Below are 18,259 nucleotides of genomic sequence, written 5' to 3' on the forward strand. Positions count from 1 at the left end.
ATTTTCGAGCCTAAATAATTGTGTTTATTATCATACATATTTGTATTTGATATCATAGGGTAACAGTGTTTGGAGTCACAGAAAATTGTGACTTGTATCATATTGTGCCAGAAGTTCGAGCATCTTGTTGCCTAGAGATAAAATGTTCTAAATTTAGATTGCATATTTCAGGCGTGGCTCAAAGCCACTCCACAAGAGTTGGATTATTTATTTACCGATAATTTAAAGGCTGATTAACTTATATAGGCAAGTGAGCATCCTGTTGGCACTGCTAAAAAATGCTTTTAACAAAATCGCGGTGCTCCATGCAAATCAGTCCTAGACGCATAGAAGTCTCGCAACCAGTTTTCTTCGGAGATTCATCGCTACTCAACAAAAATTTTTCTAAGAAACCCGGTTTCTTTAACCCTTGCTTTTATTGCTTCTTCCCTCTCTTCTCTTCCCTCTTCTTATTCCTTCTTGCTTCTTCCTGCGGCCATCAGTCTCCAAATGACAATTTCCAATTCTCAGAATTGCCTTTAGGTGCGTTCTGAGTTACTCTATCTTTTGGATCAGTTAACACAATTATAGGAGTTAATCTTGGAACGGACTTTTTTAGCGATTAAGCCCGACGGCGTACAGCGCGGACTCGTCGGCGAAATTATCGGTCGTTTTGAAGCCAAGGGCTTTAAGCTAGTTGGTATGAAGCTGATGACGGCGAGTCGCGAACTAGCGGAACAACATTATGATGTTCACAAAGAAAAACCATTCTTTGCAGGATTGGTAAACTTTATCACTTCAGGCCCTGTAGTGGCGATGGTGTGGGAAGGTGACGGCGTTGTGGCATCGGCGAGAAAAATCATTGGCGCCACAAATCCTCTGAATGCAGAACCTGCGACTATTCGGGGAGATTTTGCCGTCAATGTCGGCCGTAATCTCATTCACGGTTCTGATGCTGTAGAGACTGCCCGTTCGGAAATTAGCCTTTGGTTCAAGGAAGAAGAATTGAGTGCTTGGACACCTTCTTTAACTCCTTGGATTGTGGAATAGTTTTGATATTCTCCCGGTGGTTAATCGGGAGATATAGCCTTTCTCAGATAGATGAAATATTATGTTTATGACTCACTCATAACTGTAAAATATAGAAGAGTTTGGCATTTTTACTCGTTACCAAGCTATTCCTGGTAACGAGAAGAAAAAACGTTAATCGGAACTTAAAAACTCCAAATAATTATTAGTCAATTCTTTGACTGCTAATTCGTAAAACTGCTGACCGTGTTCGGGGGTTGCTAAACCCGGATTTGAACCCATTCTCCCGTCTGGAAATCGGCGGCGGAAGTCAGCAGCACCGAAAATTTTGTGCCCGGAAGCGACTTCTTCCGAAAGCGGAGCTTGCTTGATTGCTTCTGGATAAAGGTACTGGGTTAAGGCGATTTCGCTGGGGGTGGCGTGGGAACCTTCTTGGTTTCCGTACAATTCTTTTGCTAGTTTGTAGACTGAACCGCACATAAACCAGTTGCCGATTTGACACTGGATTCTTGTGGCATTTGGTAAATTTAAGTCCGACAAATGCGCGTATGTCTCGGAAAATGCTGCTTTCATTGTCGCAATGTTGCCACCGTGACCGTTAATGAAGAAATATTTCTCAAATCCAGCTTTTGCCAAAGATGTGATATAATCCCTGATTACCAGTATCAGCGTCTGCGGTCGGAGGCTGATTGTGCCGGGAAAGCTAGTGTGGTGCAATGCCATCCCGACATTAATTGTCGGGCCGATTAAGGCATTGGCAGCTTCGCCGACTCCACGGGCGATCGCACTGGCAGCAATGGCGTCAGTGCCGATCAAGCCGGTGGGCCCGTGCTGTTCGGTGGAGCCGATCGGGATAATTATGCCTCGGGAGCTTTCGAGATAAGCTTCTACCTCGGGCCACGTACTCAAATGCAGCAACATGATAGGCAGTCTACAGAATTTTTACTTGCTATCGTCGATCGTAGCCGGCACGGGAAGAAAAAGAAATTTGGACCAACTTATTATTGTATTCTTAAAAAAAGCTCTACAGTGCGATCGCAACTTTACCGTTATATTACTTAACGTTAATAATTTAACCAATTGATTACCAAAATTTTACCTTTTAATAACCTTTTAAGAGTAGTATAGCAAGCATCTCCCTATAGATTGGGTGTTACCTGGTCGATTAACAGCGGGCAATGTTTTATGAAATTAACACCGACCCCGAAAAATGACCAGACTTCTGACGCCTGGACGCAGGCAGACAGCGTGGCTCCGGCAACTGCTCTACGGTTGTATTCCTTGCACGAGCAAGTAGCAAAAGTCGAGCGCGTGTCTGTGGGATGGACTGGCGAAGGATTCTAAGCGATCGAACAAATGGCGATCGTACAAGCGATCGCAGCGCGAGAGTACCTCAGCTACTGAAGAAGGTACCTCGCGCTAGCCACATACAAACATCACTCCCCCTGATATTTATGTCTTCTGCTGAATTAAGCGAAAGTCCTTCTAGGCTGGCTGTTGGACAAGCCGGCCGTATCTTGTTATTGGAAGGTGAAGACCTGTTGCGGGAAATGCTAGCTTTAGCCCTTAAAGAACAGGGCTACGAGGTGGTGGTTACTAGCGACGGGCGCAACGCCCTGCCTTCTGTACAAGCTTCTTCGTCATACCACGGTGAATTTGCCTTCAACCTGTTAATTATGGATTCAATTAACGGTTTGGATCTGTGTCGAATGTTACGGCATCAAGGAAATCCCGTCCCTATTTTGATTATCGGTGCTAGAGGAAGTGCCAACAATTGCGCTTTTTACCTAGAAGCCGGATCGGATGATTATCTGACCAAGCCTTTTGGAATGCGGGAGTTTATCGCTCGCTGTCGGGCGCTGATGCGACGCCAGCGCCTCAGTAGGTTACCCGAACCGAGGACGCTGCAATATAAGAGCATAACTCTGTATCCTGAAGAGTGCCGCGTGTTGGTTCGTGGTCTGGAAGTGAAATTTTCTCCTAAACAGTTTCGCTTACTAGAACTATTTATGAGTTATCCCCGGCGAGTTTGGTCTCGTGATCAGTTGCTGGAAAAAATTTGGGGCCAAGATTTTATCGGAGACAGCAAAACAGTTGACGTTCACATCCGCTGGCTACGCGAAAAGTTGGAAATAGATCCGGGCCAACCGGAATATATCATTACGGTACGGGGATTCGGCTATCGATTTGGTTGAAATTTTAAATCAGTTGTAGGGTGGCAAGTTGCCGTCGAATAGACGTAGGGGCACAACATTGTTGTGTCCTTATTTGTCTATTAGGACTTACCCACGTACTATGATTTTCTGTCAGAAGAGAACTTAGTGAAGCCATCTCAAACCCTTGATTTAACGCCCTTGAGTGCGTAAGTCCTGTGTATGTAGGGCTGGGAGCATCGCCTACATGAAGACTAGCTCCAGTCGGTTGTGTTAAAAAAGGTTATGGTTCAGGGCAAGGATTGTATCAAGGAGTTGGACCCAAACCTGGCTTTAGGATAAGTGCCTCCTTCCTCCTGGCTTCAGAATAAGTGCCTTTAGGATACGTGCCGTTTGATGAATCTGCCGCACTTAGTCATTAAATCCGGGTTAATTTATGACTATGACGCAGTGAATAAAACGTACAAGGATATGAAGATCGAGGATTCTCATTATGAACAGAACTAAATCTGCTGGTAGCTTCGCTGCCAAAACTGCTCGCTCCCGCACCCTGCGAACAGTTCTGATAGTTCCCTTCGTCTTGCAAATTTTCGTGGCGGTGGGACTGGTAGGATATCTCTCATTTAAAAACGGACAAAAGGCAGTCAATAAAATTGCCGATCGACTGATGGCAGAAGTAGCCAGCCGCGTCAAACAAAATCTGGGGACTTACCTGACTGTACCCCATCAGGTCAACCAGATCAATGCTGCGGCGATCGATATCGGTACGCTGAACCTGCAAGATTTACCTGTTTTACAGCGTCATTTTTGGCGGCAGCTTCAGATATTTGACACGCTCACTTTTACGGGTTTAGGTTTAGAACAAAGAGACAACTTGGGGGCAGAAAGGCTTGACAATGGCTCGCTGACTTTGAGAGTATCAACAGCAGCAAGTAACTATGATTTTCGTACCTATAATACCAATAAATCAGGGCAAATCGGCGCATTATTAAACAACAAAACTAATTTCGACCCGCGCACTCGCCCGTGGTACAAAGCTGCGGTAGCTGTTGGCAAACCCACCTGGAGCGAGATTTATCCCAATACGGCCGGCCTTACGTCTTATCTCGGCGCATCTATGCCTTTCTACGACAAACAAGGAAAATTACAAGGGGTGCTGCTAACTAATATTAATTTGTCCACCATTGGCCAGTTTTTGCAAGGCTTGGAAATCGGCAAAAGCGGACAAGTTTTTATTATCGAGCGATCGGGAATGTTGGTCGCAACTTCGACAGGAGAAAGACCGTTTCACACCGTAAAAAAAGACTACGGAGCCGAACGAGTTAAAGCAATTGACAGTAAAAATACTTTTACCAAAGCCACGGCTCAATATTTATCAGCCTATTTTAACAAGTTCCAATCTCTGAAAACTTCGCAGTCACTAGAATTTGATGTTCAGGGTAAAAAACAATTTTTACAAGTTCGACCTTGGCAAGATGACAAAGGATTGGATTGGTTGATTGTAGTTGTGGTTCCCGAAGCAGATTTTATGGCACAAATTAATGCCAATAATACCGCAACAATGTTCTTATGCGCTGCTGCTTTAGTCGTGGCTATAATTGTCGGCATTTTGACTGCTAGATGGGTAACAAAACCCATTTTATCTTTGAATGATGCTGCTAAAAATATTGCTAAAGGTGAATGGGGTAAAAATGTAATAATTAACCGGGATGATGAAGTCGGAGAACTTGCCAATTCATTTAATAGTATGGCGGCGCAACTGCAAGTATCCTTTGCAGAATTGCAAGCTTTAAATGCCGAATTGTCGGAGAGTAAAAGCAGACTTTATCAAATTTTAGAAGCGGTTCCAATCGGGATATTTGTCGCCAATTTTAGTGACAAACCTTATTATGTTAATTCTCGCGCTCTGGATTTGTTAGGTACAGATAAAGTTGCGAACAATCCGTCAGAAATTCGAGAGGTTTATCAAGCTTATCTGGCAGGTACTAACGAAATTTATCCCGCCGAAAAAGATCCAATTATTAATGCTTTTAAAGGAGCGAGTGTTAACGTTGATGATATGGAAATTCGCCAGCCTGACAGGATTATTCCGATCGAGGTTTGGGGAACGCCCATCTATGATGATCAAGGAAAGGTGAGTTATGCGATCGCAGCTTTTGCCGACATCACTCAACGCAAACAAGCCGAAAAGTTGGTAGCGGAATACAACCGCACTCTCGAATTCCAAGTCGCCGAAAGAACCCAAGAACTCAAAACAGCATTAGACCACCTGCAAACCACTCAGGAAGAGCTGATTCAATCGGAAAAAATGGCAGCTTTAGGCCAATTAGTCGCCGGAGTTGCTCACGAATTGAATACTCCGCTGGGTGCGATCCGATCGAGTGCTGGAAATATGACTAAATTTTTGGGTCAAACTCTCACCAACTTGCCGTCACTGTTTCAGTCGCTTTCGCCCGCAGAAGCTGAAAAATTCTGCGAGTTACTGTATCGTTCGCTACAAAAAGATATGACTTTAACAGCTAAAGAAGAAAGGAAGTTAAAGCGCGCTTTAATTAGTCAACTCGAAGGTGAAGACATTGACGAAGCGGATGATATCGCCGACACCTTGGTAGATATGGGAATTTACGAGGCCGACGACTTTCTATCTCTGCTGCAAAAGGTCGATCGCGATCGTATCTTAGAAATGGCTTACAAACTCTCAGGAATCCAGCGAGGAACCCAAACAATTAATACCGCAGCCGATCGCGCTTCTAAAGTCGTCTTTGCCCTGAAAAATTATGCCCGTTACGACTCATCAGAAGCGATGGTTCAATCTAATATAACTGAAGGAATAGAAACCGTACTTACACTGTATCAAAATAACCTCAAATACGGCGTAGAAGTGATCCGCAACTTCCAAAAAATACCGCAGGTGCTGTGCTATGTAGACCAACTGAATCAGGTATGGACAAATCTGATTCACAACGGCCTGCAAGCCATGGAGAATAAAGGCACATTAACTCTAGATATCCTTCAAGAAGGCAACTCTATCAAAGTCAGAGTTACAGATAGTGGCAAAGGAATTCCTCCAGAAGTCATGCCCAAAATATTCGCTCCCTTCTTCACAACTAAACCCCCCGGAGAAGGCAGCGGTCTGGGTCTTGATATAGTCAGAAAAATAGTTGACAAACATCGCGGTCAAATAGAAGTTGAATCTGTCCCCGGCAAAACTACTTTTACCGTTGTTTTGCCTGTAAATCTCGCTTGAACACTTAGTTAATACTGCAAAAATGTCTAAACCAATTATCCTATGTGTTGACGACGAAAAAGTAGTTTTACACAGCCTCAAAACCCAGCTAAAATCAGCATTTGGGAATGCTTACTTGTATGAGCTAGCGGAAAATGCCACCGAGGCTTTAGAGTTAATTGATGAATTAAATGACGAAGAACTTTCAATTATCTTGATTGTATCTGATTGGTTAATGCCAGGAATGAAAGGAGATGAACTTCTGGTTCGCGTCCATCAAAAATTTCCGAGCATAGTAAAAATTATGCTGACAGGTCAAGCCGATGAAGAGGCAGTGAACAGGGCTTTTGACGAAGCCAACCTCCATCGGTGTTTGCAGAAACCTTGGTCGGAATCAGAGCTGATCGAAACCGTTAAAACGGCTTTATCGCTATGACCAAACAAGTCATTATTTGCGTTGACGATGAAAAAACTATTTTGAAAAGTCTTAAAGCTGAATTAAAAGAGACTTTAGGCAATACTTATCAGATTGAAATTGCCGAAGGAGGTAAAGATGCCCTAGAGTTAATTGCTGAATTGCTCGAAGACGGGTATGAAATCCCTTTAATTATCTCGGATTACGTGATGCCTGACATGAAAGGAGATGAATTGTTGCGGCTAGTTCACGAAATTTCTCCCAAAACTCTCAAAGTGATGCTAACCGGTCAGGCTACTATTGAGGCGGTAGGAAATGCCATCAAACAGGCCAAACTATACCGCTACATCAGCAAACCTTGGCAAACTGAAGACTTGAAATTGACTGTGACAGAAGCCGTCCACAGTTACAGTCAGGATAAAAAACTAGCAGAACAAAATGCCGAACTTCGGAAAATCAATCAGGAATTAGAATTTGCCCTATCACAGCAATTAAAATTAACAGAAGCTGCTAAACGCTTTGTGCCGAATGAATTTGTCTCGCTGCTAAGCCACGATAGCTTGAGCGACGTTCGACTCGGCGAGAGCGTAGAAAAGGAAATGTCAATATTGTTTTCCGATATTCGGGATTTTACGGCTCTTTCCGAGAAAATGACACCGCAGGAAAATTTCAATTTTATTAATTCTTATTTGAGTCGAATGGAGCCAAGCATTATTAAAAATCATGGCTTTATTGATAAATATATTGGCGATGCAATTATGGCGTTGTTTGGCTACAGTGCAGAGGATGCAGTCAAGGCAGGAATTGCTATGCTGCACAGTCTCCATGAATACAATCAACATCGCATTAGTTGCAGCTACGAACCTATTAAAATTGGGATTGGCATCAATACGGGTTCATTGATGTTAGGAACAGTCGGGTCAACTAACAGGATGGACAGTACGGTGATTGGCGACGCGGTGAATTTAGCCTCGCGGGTGGAAAGCTTGACGAAAAGTTACGCTGTGTCGATGCTGATTACTCAAAATACTTTCTTAGAGTTGAGCGATACAGCAAGTTACGCAATCCGAAATATCGGCTGTGTTCGAGTGAAAGGTAAATCGGATTTGCTGACGATTTACGAAGTCTTTGATGCCGATGCACCAGAAGTGAAAGAGGGCAAGTTAGCAACTTTGCCCGTATTTTTAGAAGCGCTGTACAACTACGCTGCTGCTAAACATCAAGAAGCAGCAGAACTGTTTGCTGATTGCCTGCGAAAGAATCCCTTGGATCAGGTGGCGCACAACTATCTGCAACGCTGTCAGGAATTGCAGGTAATTTTGCCCAAAAGTCTATCGGACTTTATTTAATATATTCCGGGACAAAGAAGTGATGAATCACAACTTGGGATAAAAACAATAATTATTTGATTTAGTCTCTACTATTCAATCAAAATCCTGTTTTTCTACTCTCTATGTGAGAAACGCGCTTTCTCGGAACAATCTTGGTTTTAGTAACAAAAAATATACTCATTCACCGGGTTTATGAGCGTCGAGTTTCCGGCGTCATAAAGGAGAAAACAGTCTCAGAGGATTTTAGATTTTAGATTTTGTAGGGATTAGAATCTGGCATAAAATTGTATTTTTTAAGTGCTTTCTGTTGAGTTGAAACCAAGGTTATTTTGATAAATGAAATGATACGAACCATCACTCAAAACTCCCCTGTCCACTGCCAACAATGAAGTTTAGAGCAATCTCCTGCAACCGCAACAGCCGCCACCACCATATCTGAACTCGGAATTAATTCCATTAAAGACCATCTCGATGCTTCTTCGGGGTTGTCTTCAACATTTAATAGCGCGGCAGGTTCTCCTGGTGCGAGGCTGACATCAAACTGATTCAGGGGAATAGAAAGTCCTTTACCGACTGCTTTGATATAGGCTTCTTTGCGAGTCCAGCAGGTAAAAAAAGCGGTGCATTGGAGATGTTCTGGGAGCGAACGCAACACAGAATTTTCTAATGGTGAAAAAAACTTTTCTGCAATTTCCAGGCAAGGAAAGTTGGGATTTATGCTTTCAATATCGACACCAATATCTCGATTTTTGGTAATCGCAATTAGTGCCATGTTCCCTGAGTGAGACAAATTGAAACGCAGGGTATTTCCACCTTGGGTGGCGATGAGAGAGGGTTTGCCGTAGGGATTGTAATCAAAGCGCAAAATGTGAGGATTTATATGAAGATAGCTACTCAGAATTGCTCTCAGCGCGCCACGACTCACAATAAATTGCGATCGACCTTTGGGAAAGTGAAAACCCTCGGCTTTTGTCCGCTCGTCGGTAGAGAGAGTCTCTTGTAAACTCTGCAAGCAAGATTCTGTTTGAGCCAGAGATACGCGCCAAACATGAATTTCGTTGATGTCTAATGTCAGGTTTTGCGGTGGGAAATTCCACGAATCAAGACCAGCAATCATGTATTTATCCTTTCTGATGACTCACATCAGGCAGCATTCCCAGAAACAGGCAAGATGCCTGTTATAATTTTTGAAACAGGCAAGATGCCTGTTCTACAACAGATGAATTTCTATTTCAACGGTCAATAAATCCAAGTTTGCACAACTTTTCCGGCTAATTGCTGTCCCAACCAAGGCGTATTTGCCGATCGCGACTTCAGACTTGACCCGTCAACAGTCCAACTTATTTCCGGGTCGAACAAAATCAGCTCAGCAGAGACTCCTGGTGCAACCGTGGCGGGGGTTTGTCCGAGACCAACTACAGGGCCTGCGCTCAACACTCGCCACAGTTGCAAAGCTGAAAATTCGCCAGTTTCTACCAGTCCGTGCCACAGTAAAGGCAAAGCTAATTCCAAGCCGATCGCCCCGGGCGGACTATCAGCAAAAGCCACTGTTTTCTCCTCATAAGTATGCGGCTTGTGGTCGATCGCGATCGCATCAATTACGCCATCTTTCACAGCTTGAATTAGTGCTAATTGGTCGCTGAGATTGCCCAACGGCGGTTCTAGGCGTAAATTCGGATCGTAGCCAAACGAAGCAGTCAGAGCATTTTTCCCGCCGGAATCTTGAGAGTTTCCTGAAATTGCCCCGACATTCAACAGCAAGTGCATCCAAGTCACACTCGCAGTCACCGGCAAACCCCGCGCCTTCGCATCTCGAATCAATTCCACGCTGCGCGCTGTAGAAACGCGCATAATGTGCACTGGAGTGCCCGCAGATGCCACCAACTCCAGGATTGCCGCCAAAGCCGAAGTTTCCGCACTCGCCGGAATTCCAGGCAAACCCAAGCGCACCGACACCGCACCCTCCCGCGCCGCGCCCTTTCCTGCCAAAGTTTGATCGCACGGCCACAAAGCCACAGACTTGCCCAAAGGCTGGATATACTCAAGCAAACGCCTCACCAGAGCCGGATTAGACAGCGGCAAACCGTCCGCAAAACCCACCACTGCACAGGAGGCCAGCTCGCCCAACTCGGCCATCTGCTGCCCTTTAACGCCCGCTGTCAGCGCTCCCCAAAAATACAAGCGGGGCAGGCCGGGCGACAAATTGCGGATATGTTGCTGCAACAAAGCTAAACCGGCCAAATTGTCAACAGGTGGGGAGGTATCCGGCAAAATCGCCACTCGCGTAAAACCGCCAGCCGCCGCAGCCTGCATCAAGGATTCTAGGGTTTCCCGATCCTCAAAACCCGGTTCTCCGCTGTGGCTGTAGATATCAGTTAACCCCGGCCCCAAAATCAGTCCCTGGCAATCCCGCACTTCTGTGTCAGCGGGAAACTCAGCAATTTTTTCCTCAACTGCTTTGATATTACCTTCAGCAATCAGAATATCAGCGATGCGATCGCTCCCTGAAACTGGATCTAGCACTCGTACATTTTGTAGCAGTTCGCGGCTCATATAACAGAAGGAAGAAGGAAGTTCGGCAACGGATTATGTAACGGATGTAACGGATGTCAGGAAGATGGAAGAAGCAATCCACCGCATTAGTTTCAGGAATTAAGAACTTCCTAAGCGTCGGCGCGGTTGTTATCAAAATTCAAACATTTTTCAGGCGCGAACCCGTAGCGGTGGGCGTTCTTGCCGCTACGGGTTCGCGCCGAGCACTTTACTAATTACAGTGCTCCGGCTGCTGTTTTGTCAAAAACTCCGCCGCTCAAATGAGTTGTGACATTCATCGCTTGTAATACCGGCAAACCATCGGGGCCGTGGGGATAATCAATCACGCTAACGGCTCCGTTTCCTTGTTTGAATTTCCAGAAATGTTCTGGTTCCAAACCGAATAGATGGCAGAGAATTGCTTTGTTAATGGCGTCGTGAGCAACGACAATCCCAGTACCAGAAACTGATTGTACTATTTCTCGCCAAGATGCGATCGCTCTCTGCCAAACTTGCTGCAAATTCTCTCCTTCGGGCATTTGCACTTTTTCAGGAGATGTTTTCCATTCTTCTAGCAAACCCGGATAGGATTGTTCGATTTCTGATTCAAATTTTCCTTCCCAAAGTCCGTGGCTGATTTCTCTCAACTCATCGCGCAGTTCCAGTTGCAAACCGCCGTGATATTGGAGAATAATTTCCGCAGTTTCTTTCGGGCGCAGCATCGAACTGCTGATCGCAAAATCTAATTTTACGTCCTTGAGAAATTCTGCTGCTCGCCGGGATTGTTCGCGACCGTTATCGTTGAGAGGCACGTCAATTTGTCCCTGAAATTTACCGGCTTTATTCCAGTCGGTTTCGCCGTGACGCACCAGCAACAAGCGCGGGCCTTGGTGTCCGTCCCTCGGTTTGGGAAAAATTTCCCCGGTATGGGAAGTTAAATTCACCGACTCTAATTGAACTGCAACTTTCTTTTGTGGCTCTCCAATTGCGTCGTTGGTAACAGGGGAAGTTCCAAAATTAATGACGCTAATTCCGCAATTTGACTGTTGAATTGATTGATAGTAATCCGGGGTAATTTCCGACGCGGTGGCGATAAGAGCGCGGTTGATTCCGTTGTGACCTACTACTAGAATTGTGCCGTCCTGGTGGCGCGATAAAAGTTCTTGCCAAAAATGACGTGCGTTAGCAAAAATTGCCAATACGGGAAAGTGTTCGATTTCTCCGTCAGCAGATAGCAGTTTCATGGAAAATTTGTCTGGCTGTTTTTGCCATTGCTGATATGCTTCGGGGAATTTGTCGATCGCATCTTGCCGCAGCATTCCTTCCCACAGAGGCAAATCGATTTCCATCAAATTATCAGTTGGCTGGAGCTGCGGCGGATTTGTCAAGCGCGACAGGATGATTTCCGCTGTTTCTTTGGCTCGTTGTAGAGGACTGGTATAGGCGGCATCAAAGGCGATACTGCTGAGTGTGTCGCCTACTTGCAGGGCGGCGCTGCGGCCTGCTTCTGTCAAAATCGATTTATCCAGGCGGCCTTGGATGCGGCGTTCTTGATTGTATGTGCTTTTGCCGTGACGGACTAAGATAATGCGAGTCATTCGATTTTAGATTTTAGATTTTAGATTTTAGATTTACGCTGCTACCGAGTCGGAGGGTGTACCCATAAGCACCTTACCCCATTGAAAAACCTCGCTTCTACCGTAGTCTCGATCCCCCTAAATCCCCCTTAAGAAGGGGAGTAGGGGTTGACTTTGAGCGTTTCCTGTCCCCCCCTTAAGAAGGGGGGCTAGGGGGGATCGGAACCCAGTCGTCAAACTGTAGACCAATGCGATGCCTACCTTACCCAGTCGAAGGGTGCGAGGCGAGTCAAAAAGATGAGCCAGTGAAATTTTACCAGTTGTCGGGATACTCTCGTCTGCAACGACCTATGATTAAAGACGGAAAAGATTTAGCCACGGATTCGCGCGGGACGGAAAACGAGGAATGACACTGAAGCGGGTTATTTTAGGTATTTTAACGGCGATCGCGATCGCCCTGGTCGGTTTATCTTTACTTGCTAGTTGGAATCAGCCGCAAATTCAAAGCCGACTGGAACTCTACCAGACAAATTTGCTGTTGCACGCCTCGGAGTGGCAAGGAGAAAATAATCAGAGTGCTAATTTAAGTTCGGCGCGCACCAATATTGTCGGTGCAGATCCTTTAAATACGGCTTTGACGCAATATCAAGAAGCGCGAGACTCGACTCGCAAAACTCTCGAAACATCTCAAGCACAAGTTAAAGAAATTCAGTCTGCCATTGCCTCCAAGTCGCCTGATAATACTCTGAATTTGGCTCAGAATAAGGCGGCGTCCGAGTCGATAAAGCAACAGTCAGTGCTGCTAAACGAACTTGACTTGCGATTGGGAATTTTGCAGGCAAGCAGTGGCAAAACTGAGGCGGCTCTGCAAAGTTGGAAAAATTTAGTTGAGCGCTACAAAACTAAAAGTGATGATGATTCTTCGGTGGAAACTGCTCAAGTTTTAACTGGAATTTGGAGCAATCCGGCTCAACTGCTGCCGGATGCCGAGCCGCGCATTCAAAAGTCTTTGGATGGGTGGTTTCGCTATCGCGCTCTAGCTCAACTTTACAAGCTGCAAGAACGTTCTAAAGAGCTGGCGGCGCTGCAAGCTGCAGAGCAAGCAACGGCAGAGCAAGCTGTAGAAAAGTTGGCAATTATAGTTGGCGTTCCGGCGATCGCACTTTGTATTGGTACGGTTTTGCTGGTTGGTTTGACCGTGCAGTGGTTGTTGCAGCGGAAGCAGTTAGATACAGCAGGTTCCGGCCCGCTGTTGGCGCGAAATGCGAGCTTGACTTGGGATGTGCCTTGGGACGGTGAGATTGTTTGGCAGGTACTTGTGGTCGGCTTTTTCTTTGTCGGGCAAATCTTGATTCCCTATTTGTTGCTGCCTGTTTCTCTGGCTGTTTTAAAACTCAATCCAGCTACTTTTGACCCGCGCGACAAGGCTTTTTATATCTTTGCTACTTATTTGTTGCTGTCGGGTGGGGGGCTTTCGGTACTGTATTTTTCGGTCAAGTCTTTTTTGCCTTTACCTGAAGGTTGGTTTCGGATTAATTGGCGGGGAAATTGGTTTTTGTGGGGATTTGGCGGCTATTTTGTTGCTTTGCCTTTGGTAGTTTTGGTATCGCTGATCAATCAGCAATTTTGGCAGGGACAAGGTGGCAGTAATCCGATTTTGCCGATCGTTCTCGAAGGTAGGGACAACGTGGCTTTGGCGGTGTTTTTTGGCACTGCGGCGATCGCGGCTCCGGTTTTTGAGGAAATTGTGTTTCGGGGCTTTCTACTGCCTTCTCTGACTCGCTATTTGCCTGTTTGGGGGGCGATCGCAGCTTCTGCTTTCTTGTTTGCGGTGGCTCACTTGAGTGTCTCTGAGATTCTGCCTTTGGCGACTTTGGGTGCGGTTTTGGGGTTTGTGTACACGCGATCGCGCAATCTACTTGCTCCTATGCTTCTCCACAGTCTTTGGAACAGCGGTACTCTCCTGAGTCTGTTTCTTTTGGGTGGTGGCGCGAGTTAATTGGGGCGGTTGTTAATAATTGTGAATTAACAGAGTTTTTTTGACAGTTTTCGTGCGGGCGATCGACTCTTGCCAAAAACAGCAGTAGGCTGTTCGGTGCGCCCCTGATATCTAGCCCGGTAAAATAACCGGAATTTCATTAGGGGCGGGTTCACCCTAATCTGTAATCTCAGCAACAGAGCCCGATCTGCCCGCCCGGTTCCCTTACTTTAGCGGAAAAACAGGGTTTAACATGGAAGTAATATCTTGTCGGCTGATGGATTGAGAGACTCACGCGGGCGATCGCACCAAACGGAAGTTGACAATCCGGCTAATTTATAGCTAAATTTTAATTTAGGATGAGGCTTAAACCCAATGAGCAATTTGAACAGCCACAAGTTAGAGGGAACGCCGAGTTGGATGCGTTTCGCACCCTACGCAGCCTTGGGCATTTTAATATTTTCTCTCAATTCAGGCAGCGAACTCAATTATTTCTTGAGAGGCTACTTGGTCATTCTACAAGCTCAAGCCGGTATAGTTCTGCTGTATTTTGCGATGTCTAAGTTTCGCAAAAACCCAAATAAATGAGTAAAAATTAGTAAAATTACTTAGCTCGATTGTTCAAGGTCGTGCATTCAAAGTCGATGGCGGAAGTTAAAATAAAAAACTGGGGAAAGTAAAAATGGTAAAAGATAAAACCGTAGCAGTTCTGTTAGCTTTCTTTGTAGGAGGTTTCGGAATTCACAAATTTTATTTGGGCAATAACTTAGCAGGGGTATTATACTTGCTATTTTCTGGGACATTAATTCCGTTCGTGATCGCATTTTTCGATTTTCTTGGACTGCTGCTGATGTCGGAACAAGCTTTTCAGGTTCAGTACAATGGCGGCACGTTGCCATCAGGGTATGTCCTCAGAGCGGCAAAAGATGTAACCGGGGCGATCGGCGAATTGAAAAAACTTTACGATATGGGCGCAATTACGGCCGAAGAATATGAAGAAAAACGCCAAAAACTGTTGCGAGAATTGTAATTAAGAAGGAAGAAGGAAGAAGGAAGAAGGAAGAAGGAAGAAGGAAGCCCACTATTAAAAAAGTGGGAGTGAAATAAGTAAGTGTGAGATCACAGCTATTTAAGGATAAAAATAAAGTGTCTCAAGATTTATACTGGCTGCGTCAAACTCCCAACTGGGTGTGGTATGCTTTTATTCCCTACTTCGGCGGATTGGCGATCGCCTATGCAGGCCAAAAGTCAAATATTCGCAGTTGGATGGGATGGGGTGTTGGCATTACTTTAGCAGCACTAGCGGTTTCTTCTTCAGTTAATTTGGGTACGATCGTTTGGATTGCTCAAATTGTCACCGCTTTTAGTTTGAAAAAGCGCTATCTCATCAAAACCGCACCCAGAGGTTTACTGGTTCCGGCGAGTGCGACTAATGCCGAAGAACTGGCAAACGTGCGCGGCAAAATAGATATTAACGAGTGTACCAAAGACGATATGGTCAGAATCTTGGGTTTGCCGATCGTCTACGCCAACGATATTGAATCTTTGCAAAACGAAGGCTACATTTTCACCCACGCCGAAGAGTTATCAGAAATAGCCGGAGTTCCCGAAAGTCACGTCAGACGCATCGCCCCGATGATTTGCTTCAGCTACAATTATCAAAAAGAATCTCAGTTTACTTGGAAACGGTTAAATATTCTTTCGCCGGAAGAGTTAATCGCCAGCGGTTTAGATCGAGCTGTTGCTGAAAGAATAGTTAGAGAAAGGCAGAGAAAAGGTGCTTATAAATCAGTTGTGGAAGTCAAGCGGCGGACGGGACTGCCTTTTGATTCATACCGCCATATTTGTTAATTTGCAGTTGTTAAGTAAGTCCAAAGCAAAAAAAAAACAATAATATGCGATCGAACCTTGTAGGGCCGGGTTAGACCAACAATAATTGCCTAAAACCAATCATCTCGTAAACCCGCCCCCGCCCAACTAAAAAGTATTATGACGACAAAATTAGAAGTAGAACGACAAAAATTGTATGATACAGATTACCTGAGATGGATTGAAACTACTGTGGAAAAGTTGCGGGTTCGCGACTATTCAAACATCGACTGGGAAAATCTGATTGCAGAAATAGAAGACATGGGGCGAAGTGAACGCCGGAGTTTAGAGAGTAATCTGGTTGTAATTCTCCTGCACTTGCTTAAGTGGCAATTTCAACCGGATCAAAGAAGCGGTAGTTGGAAAGGCAGCATTGCCGAACATCGCAGACGCATTCGCAAAGCTATCAAAGATTCCCCCAGTCTCAAACCATATCTTGAAGAGGTATTGACTGAATGCTATGCGGATGCAGCAGAACAAGCAATTGCTGAAACTGGATTGCCTGTAGAAACGTTTCCGCAATTATGTATCTACACTTCGGTCGAGGTTCTAGATTCTGAATTTTTGCCAGATTTTCTGGCAGATGAGATCATTCAAGGGTAGTATGGCAAAAAACTCGATCGCCTCCTGGTAATTGACATTAAATGCACCGGCTGGCAAAAATCTCCCCCTGCAGGCGGGCAAGCGCGAAATTATAAAAAAAAGTATTTATAGCAATCCTAAGTGATTTTCTAGATATGTAAAATCTGAAAGTCTTGCTATATAAGAAGTCTAGGAAGACAAGAGGGCGTGGTGTTGTGAGACTCAGATCGGATTGCTATATCAAAAAACTGGGTTTAAAACCCCGTCCTTCTAGGACGACTTTTATGTAAACTTTTGTTGTACCACCTCTTACTTTGTGCCAGATGATGTAGCATAAGGTGGGAGGTAAAACAATGCTAGTCTTCGAGTTAAAAGCTTACGGAAAATCAAGCCAGTTCACGGCAGTAGACGAAGCAATTCGCACTGCCCAGTTTGTTCGCAATAGTTGTTTACGCTATTGGATCGACAACAAAAAAGTGAACAAGTACGATTTGAACAAATACTGTGCGGTATTGGCAGCATCGTTTCCGTTTGCTGATGAACTCAATTCGCAGGCTAGGCAAGCTAGCGCCGAACGTGCTTGGTCTGCTATCTCCCGATTCTACGACAACTGTAAAAAAGGAACTCCCGGCAAAAAAGGGTATCCAAAATTCCAGAAAGACTGTCGTTCTGTCGAGTATAAATCGACTGGCTGGAAACTTGCAGACGACAGGAAATCGATTAAATTTAGCGACAAAAAAGGAATTGGCAAGCTCAAGCTAAAAGGTACACGCGATCTGCACTTCTACCAAATCAACCAAATTAAACGGGTTCGATTAGTAAAACGTGCAGACGGTGTATACGTCCAATTCTGTATCGATGTCGATAGAAAGGAAAACACGGAGCCCTCTGGCAATACCATCGGACTAGACGTTGGGTTGAAAGAATATTACACCGATTCAAACGGAGTTACGGTGGAAAATCCTAGATTCCTGAGAAAAGGTGAGAAAGTTCTCAAGCGTTGTCAGCGTCGCGTATCCAGAAAAACTAAAGGTTCCAAAAATAGAGGCAAAGCTAGACAGATTTTAGGTAAGCAGCATCTCAAAATAAGTAGACAACGCAAAGATCATGCAATAAAACTTGCACGGTGCGTAGTTCAGTCAAGCGACTTGATAGCCTACGAAGATTTGAGAATCAAGAATATGGTGCAAAATCATTGCTTAGCTAAGTCTATTAACGACGCATCTTGGTATCAGTTCCGCATCTGGCTTGAATATTTTGGAAAAGTATTTGAGCGGGTAACGGTTGCGGTAAATCCGCAATATACCAGCCAAGAATGCTCTAACTGCGGAGAAGTTGTTAAGAAAACGCTGTCCACAAGAACGCACGTCTGCAAGTGCGGGTGTACCTTGGATAGAGATTTCAATGCAGCCAAAAACATCCTAAGTCGAGGATTGGGTACGGTAGGGCATACCGGAACCTTTGCACTTGATGCAAGTAACGCTTTGGGAGAATCAATCTCTACTTTGGCTGGAGAAATCCTGTCTCAGCAAATTGACTCGTAGATCAAAGAATCTCTGTGGCTTTAGCCCGGAGAGTGTCAATGAAA

16 protein-coding genes are annotated in these 18,259 nt (G+C 45.0%); 12 read left to right on the forward strand and 4 right to left on the reverse strand.

Translation table 11 applies throughout. From position 1 onward, the window contains the following. Positions 1–579: 579 nt before the first annotated feature. Positions 580–1,029, forward strand: a complete 450-nt coding sequence (gene ndk, locus QUB08_RS01465) for a nucleoside-diphosphate kinase (protein ID WP_333222820.1) — start codon at positions 580–582, stop codon at positions 1,027–1,029. A gap of 153 nt (positions 1,030–1,182) precedes the next feature. On the opposite strand, the gene QUB08_RS01470 is transcribed toward ndk, so the two are convergent. Further along, positions 1,183–1,929: a creatininase family protein gene (locus tag QUB08_RS01470; protein ID WP_333222822.1), complete on the reverse strand. Its 747-nt coding sequence runs from the start codon at positions 1,927–1,929 to the stop codon at positions 1,183–1,185. A 264-nt stretch (positions 1,930–2,193) separates the two neighbouring features. On the opposite strand from QUB08_RS01470, the gene QUB08_RS01475 reads away from it, so the two are divergent. From QUB08_RS01475 to QUB08_RS01495, 5 genes are all read left to right on the forward strand, one after another. Then, on the forward strand, positions 2,194–2,352 hold the full coding sequence (locus QUB08_RS01475) for a hypothetical protein (protein ID WP_333222824.1): 159 nt from the start codon (positions 2,194–2,196) through the stop codon (positions 2,350–2,352). 110 nt (positions 2,353–2,462) lie between these two features. Continuing rightward, a complete protein-coding gene (locus QUB08_RS01480) occupies positions 2,463–3,203 on the forward strand; it encodes a response regulator transcription factor (protein WP_333149702.1) in 741 nt (246 codons plus the stop codon). 451 nt (positions 3,204–3,654) lie between these two features. Further along, a complete protein-coding gene (locus QUB08_RS01485) occupies positions 3,655–6,408 on the forward strand; it encodes an ATP-binding protein (RefSeq protein ID WP_333222826.1) in 2,754 nt (917 codons plus the stop codon). Between the two features lie 22 nt (positions 6,409–6,430). Then, complete coding sequence (locus QUB08_RS01490) at positions 6,431–6,823, forward strand: response regulator (RefSeq protein WP_333222828.1); 393 nt, start codon at positions 6,431–6,433, stop codon at positions 6,821–6,823. Beyond that, a complete protein-coding gene (locus QUB08_RS01495) occupies positions 6,820–8,151 on the forward strand; it encodes an adenylate/guanylate cyclase domain-containing protein (protein ID WP_333222830.1) in 1,332 nt (443 codons plus the stop codon). Before QUB08_RS01490 ends, QUB08_RS01495 begins: the two co-directional genes overlap by 4 nt. Before the next feature lie 340 nt (positions 8,152–8,491). Here the strand turns inward: QUB08_RS01495 and QUB08_RS01500 are convergent, their stop codons facing one another. The 3 genes from QUB08_RS01500 to QUB08_RS01510 form a co-directional block, all read right to left on the reverse strand. Then, the gene (locus QUB08_RS01500) at positions 8,492–9,250 is read right to left on the reverse strand and encodes a 4'-phosphopantetheinyl transferase superfamily protein (protein WP_333222832.1); all 759 of its coding nucleotides are present in this window, start codon (positions 9,248–9,250) and stop codon (positions 8,492–8,494) included. Positions 9,251–9,372: 122 nt separating this feature from the next. Then, complete coding sequence (locus QUB08_RS01505; protein ID WP_333222833.1) at positions 9,373–10,686, reverse strand: dihydroorotase; 1,314 nt, start codon at positions 10,684–10,686, stop codon at positions 9,373–9,375. Positions 10,687–10,901: 215 nt separating this feature from the next. Beyond that, positions 10,902–12,263, reverse strand: a complete 1,362-nt coding sequence (locus QUB08_RS01510; RefSeq protein WP_333222835.1) for a histidine phosphatase family protein — start codon at positions 12,261–12,263, stop codon at positions 10,902–10,904. Between the two features lie 385 nt (positions 12,264–12,648). Between QUB08_RS01510 and QUB08_RS01515 the strand changes: the two genes are divergently transcribed. From QUB08_RS01515 to QUB08_RS01540, 6 genes are all read left to right on the forward strand, one after another. Then, the gene (locus tag QUB08_RS01515) at positions 12,649–14,241 is read left to right on the forward strand and encodes a type II CAAX endopeptidase family protein (RefSeq protein WP_333222837.1); all 1,593 of its coding nucleotides are present in this window, start codon (positions 12,649–12,651) and stop codon (positions 14,239–14,241) included. A 354-nt stretch (positions 14,242–14,595) separates the two neighbouring features. After that, on the forward strand, positions 14,596–14,808 hold the full coding sequence (locus QUB08_RS01520) for a hypothetical protein (RefSeq protein ID WP_333222839.1): 213 nt from the start codon (positions 14,596–14,598) through the stop codon (positions 14,806–14,808). A gap of 94 nt (positions 14,809–14,902) precedes the next feature. Beyond that, the gene (locus tag QUB08_RS01525; protein ID WP_333035309.1) at positions 14,903–15,250 is read left to right on the forward strand and encodes an NINE protein; all 348 of its coding nucleotides are present in this window, start codon (positions 14,903–14,905) and stop codon (positions 15,248–15,250) included. A gap of 116 nt (positions 15,251–15,366) precedes the next feature. After that, complete coding sequence (locus QUB08_RS01530; protein WP_333222841.1) at positions 15,367–16,071, forward strand: helix-hairpin-helix domain-containing protein; 705 nt, start codon at positions 15,367–15,369, stop codon at positions 16,069–16,071. A 138-nt stretch (positions 16,072–16,209) separates the two neighbouring features. Next, positions 16,210–16,692, forward strand: a complete 483-nt coding sequence (locus QUB08_RS01535) for a DUF29 domain-containing protein (RefSeq protein ID WP_333222843.1) — start codon at positions 16,210–16,212, stop codon at positions 16,690–16,692. A 332-nt stretch (positions 16,693–17,024) separates the two neighbouring features. Next, positions 17,025–18,215 (forward strand): transposase, encoded by a 1,191-nt coding sequence (locus tag QUB08_RS01540; protein WP_333105565.1) that lies wholly within the window; start codon positions 17,025–17,027, stop codon positions 18,213–18,215. Positions 18,216–18,259: the final 44 nt, after the last annotated feature.

Source organism: Microcoleus sp. BR0-C5 (genome assembly GCF_036705045.1).
GTDB lineage: Bacteria > Cyanobacteriota > Cyanobacteriia > Cyanobacteriales > Microcoleaceae > Microcoleus.

What these genes read in the sequence shown, in the direction of transcription:
- QUB08_RS01510 (WP_333222835.1), bottom strand. Translation starts at nt 12,263, where the DNA reads ATGACTCGCATTATCTTAGTCCGTCACGGCAAAAGCACATACAATCAA.
- QUB08_RS01495 (WP_333222830.1), top strand. Translation starts at nt 6,820, where the DNA reads ATGACCAAACAAGTCATTATTTGCGTTGACGATGAAAAAACTATTTTG.
- QUB08_RS01505 (WP_333222833.1), bottom strand. Translation starts at nt 10,686, where the DNA reads ATGAGCCGCGAACTGCTACAAAATGTACGAGTGCTAGATCCAGTTTCA.
- QUB08_RS01470 (WP_333222822.1), bottom strand. Translation starts at nt 1,929, where the DNA reads ATGTTGCTGCATTTGAGTACGTGGCCCGAGGTAGAAGCTTATCTCGAA.
- QUB08_RS01535 (WP_333222843.1), top strand. Translation starts at nt 16,210, where the DNA reads ATGACGACAAAATTAGAAGTAGAACGACAAAAATTGTATGATACAGAT.
- QUB08_RS01480 (WP_333149702.1), top strand. Translation starts at nt 2,463, where the DNA reads ATGTCTTCTGCTGAATTAAGCGAAAGTCCTTCTAGGCTGGCTGTTGGA.
- QUB08_RS01490 (WP_333222828.1), top strand. Translation starts at nt 6,431, where the DNA reads ATGTCTAAACCAATTATCCTATGTGTTGACGACGAAAAAGTAGTTTTA.
- QUB08_RS01520 (WP_333222839.1), top strand. Translation starts at nt 14,596, where the DNA reads ATGAGCAATTTGAACAGCCACAAGTTAGAGGGAACGCCGAGTTGGATG.
- QUB08_RS01475 (WP_333222824.1), top strand. Translation starts at nt 2,194, where the DNA reads ATGAAATTAACACCGACCCCGAAAAATGACCAGACTTCTGACGCCTGG.
- QUB08_RS01515 (WP_333222837.1), top strand. Translation starts at nt 12,649, where the DNA reads ATGACACTGAAGCGGGTTATTTTAGGTATTTTAACGGCGATCGCGATC.
- QUB08_RS01500 (WP_333222832.1), bottom strand. Translation starts at nt 9,250, where the DNA reads ATGATTGCTGGTCTTGATTCGTGGAATTTCCCACCGCAAAACCTGACA.
- QUB08_RS01485 (WP_333222826.1), top strand. Translation starts at nt 3,655, where the DNA reads ATGAACAGAACTAAATCTGCTGGTAGCTTCGCTGCCAAAACTGCTCGC.
- QUB08_RS01540 (WP_333105565.1), top strand. Translation starts at nt 17,025, where the DNA reads ATGCTAGTCTTCGAGTTAAAAGCTTACGGAAAATCAAGCCAGTTCACG.
- QUB08_RS01525 (WP_333035309.1), top strand. Translation starts at nt 14,903, where the DNA reads ATGGTAAAAGATAAAACCGTAGCAGTTCTGTTAGCTTTCTTTGTAGGA.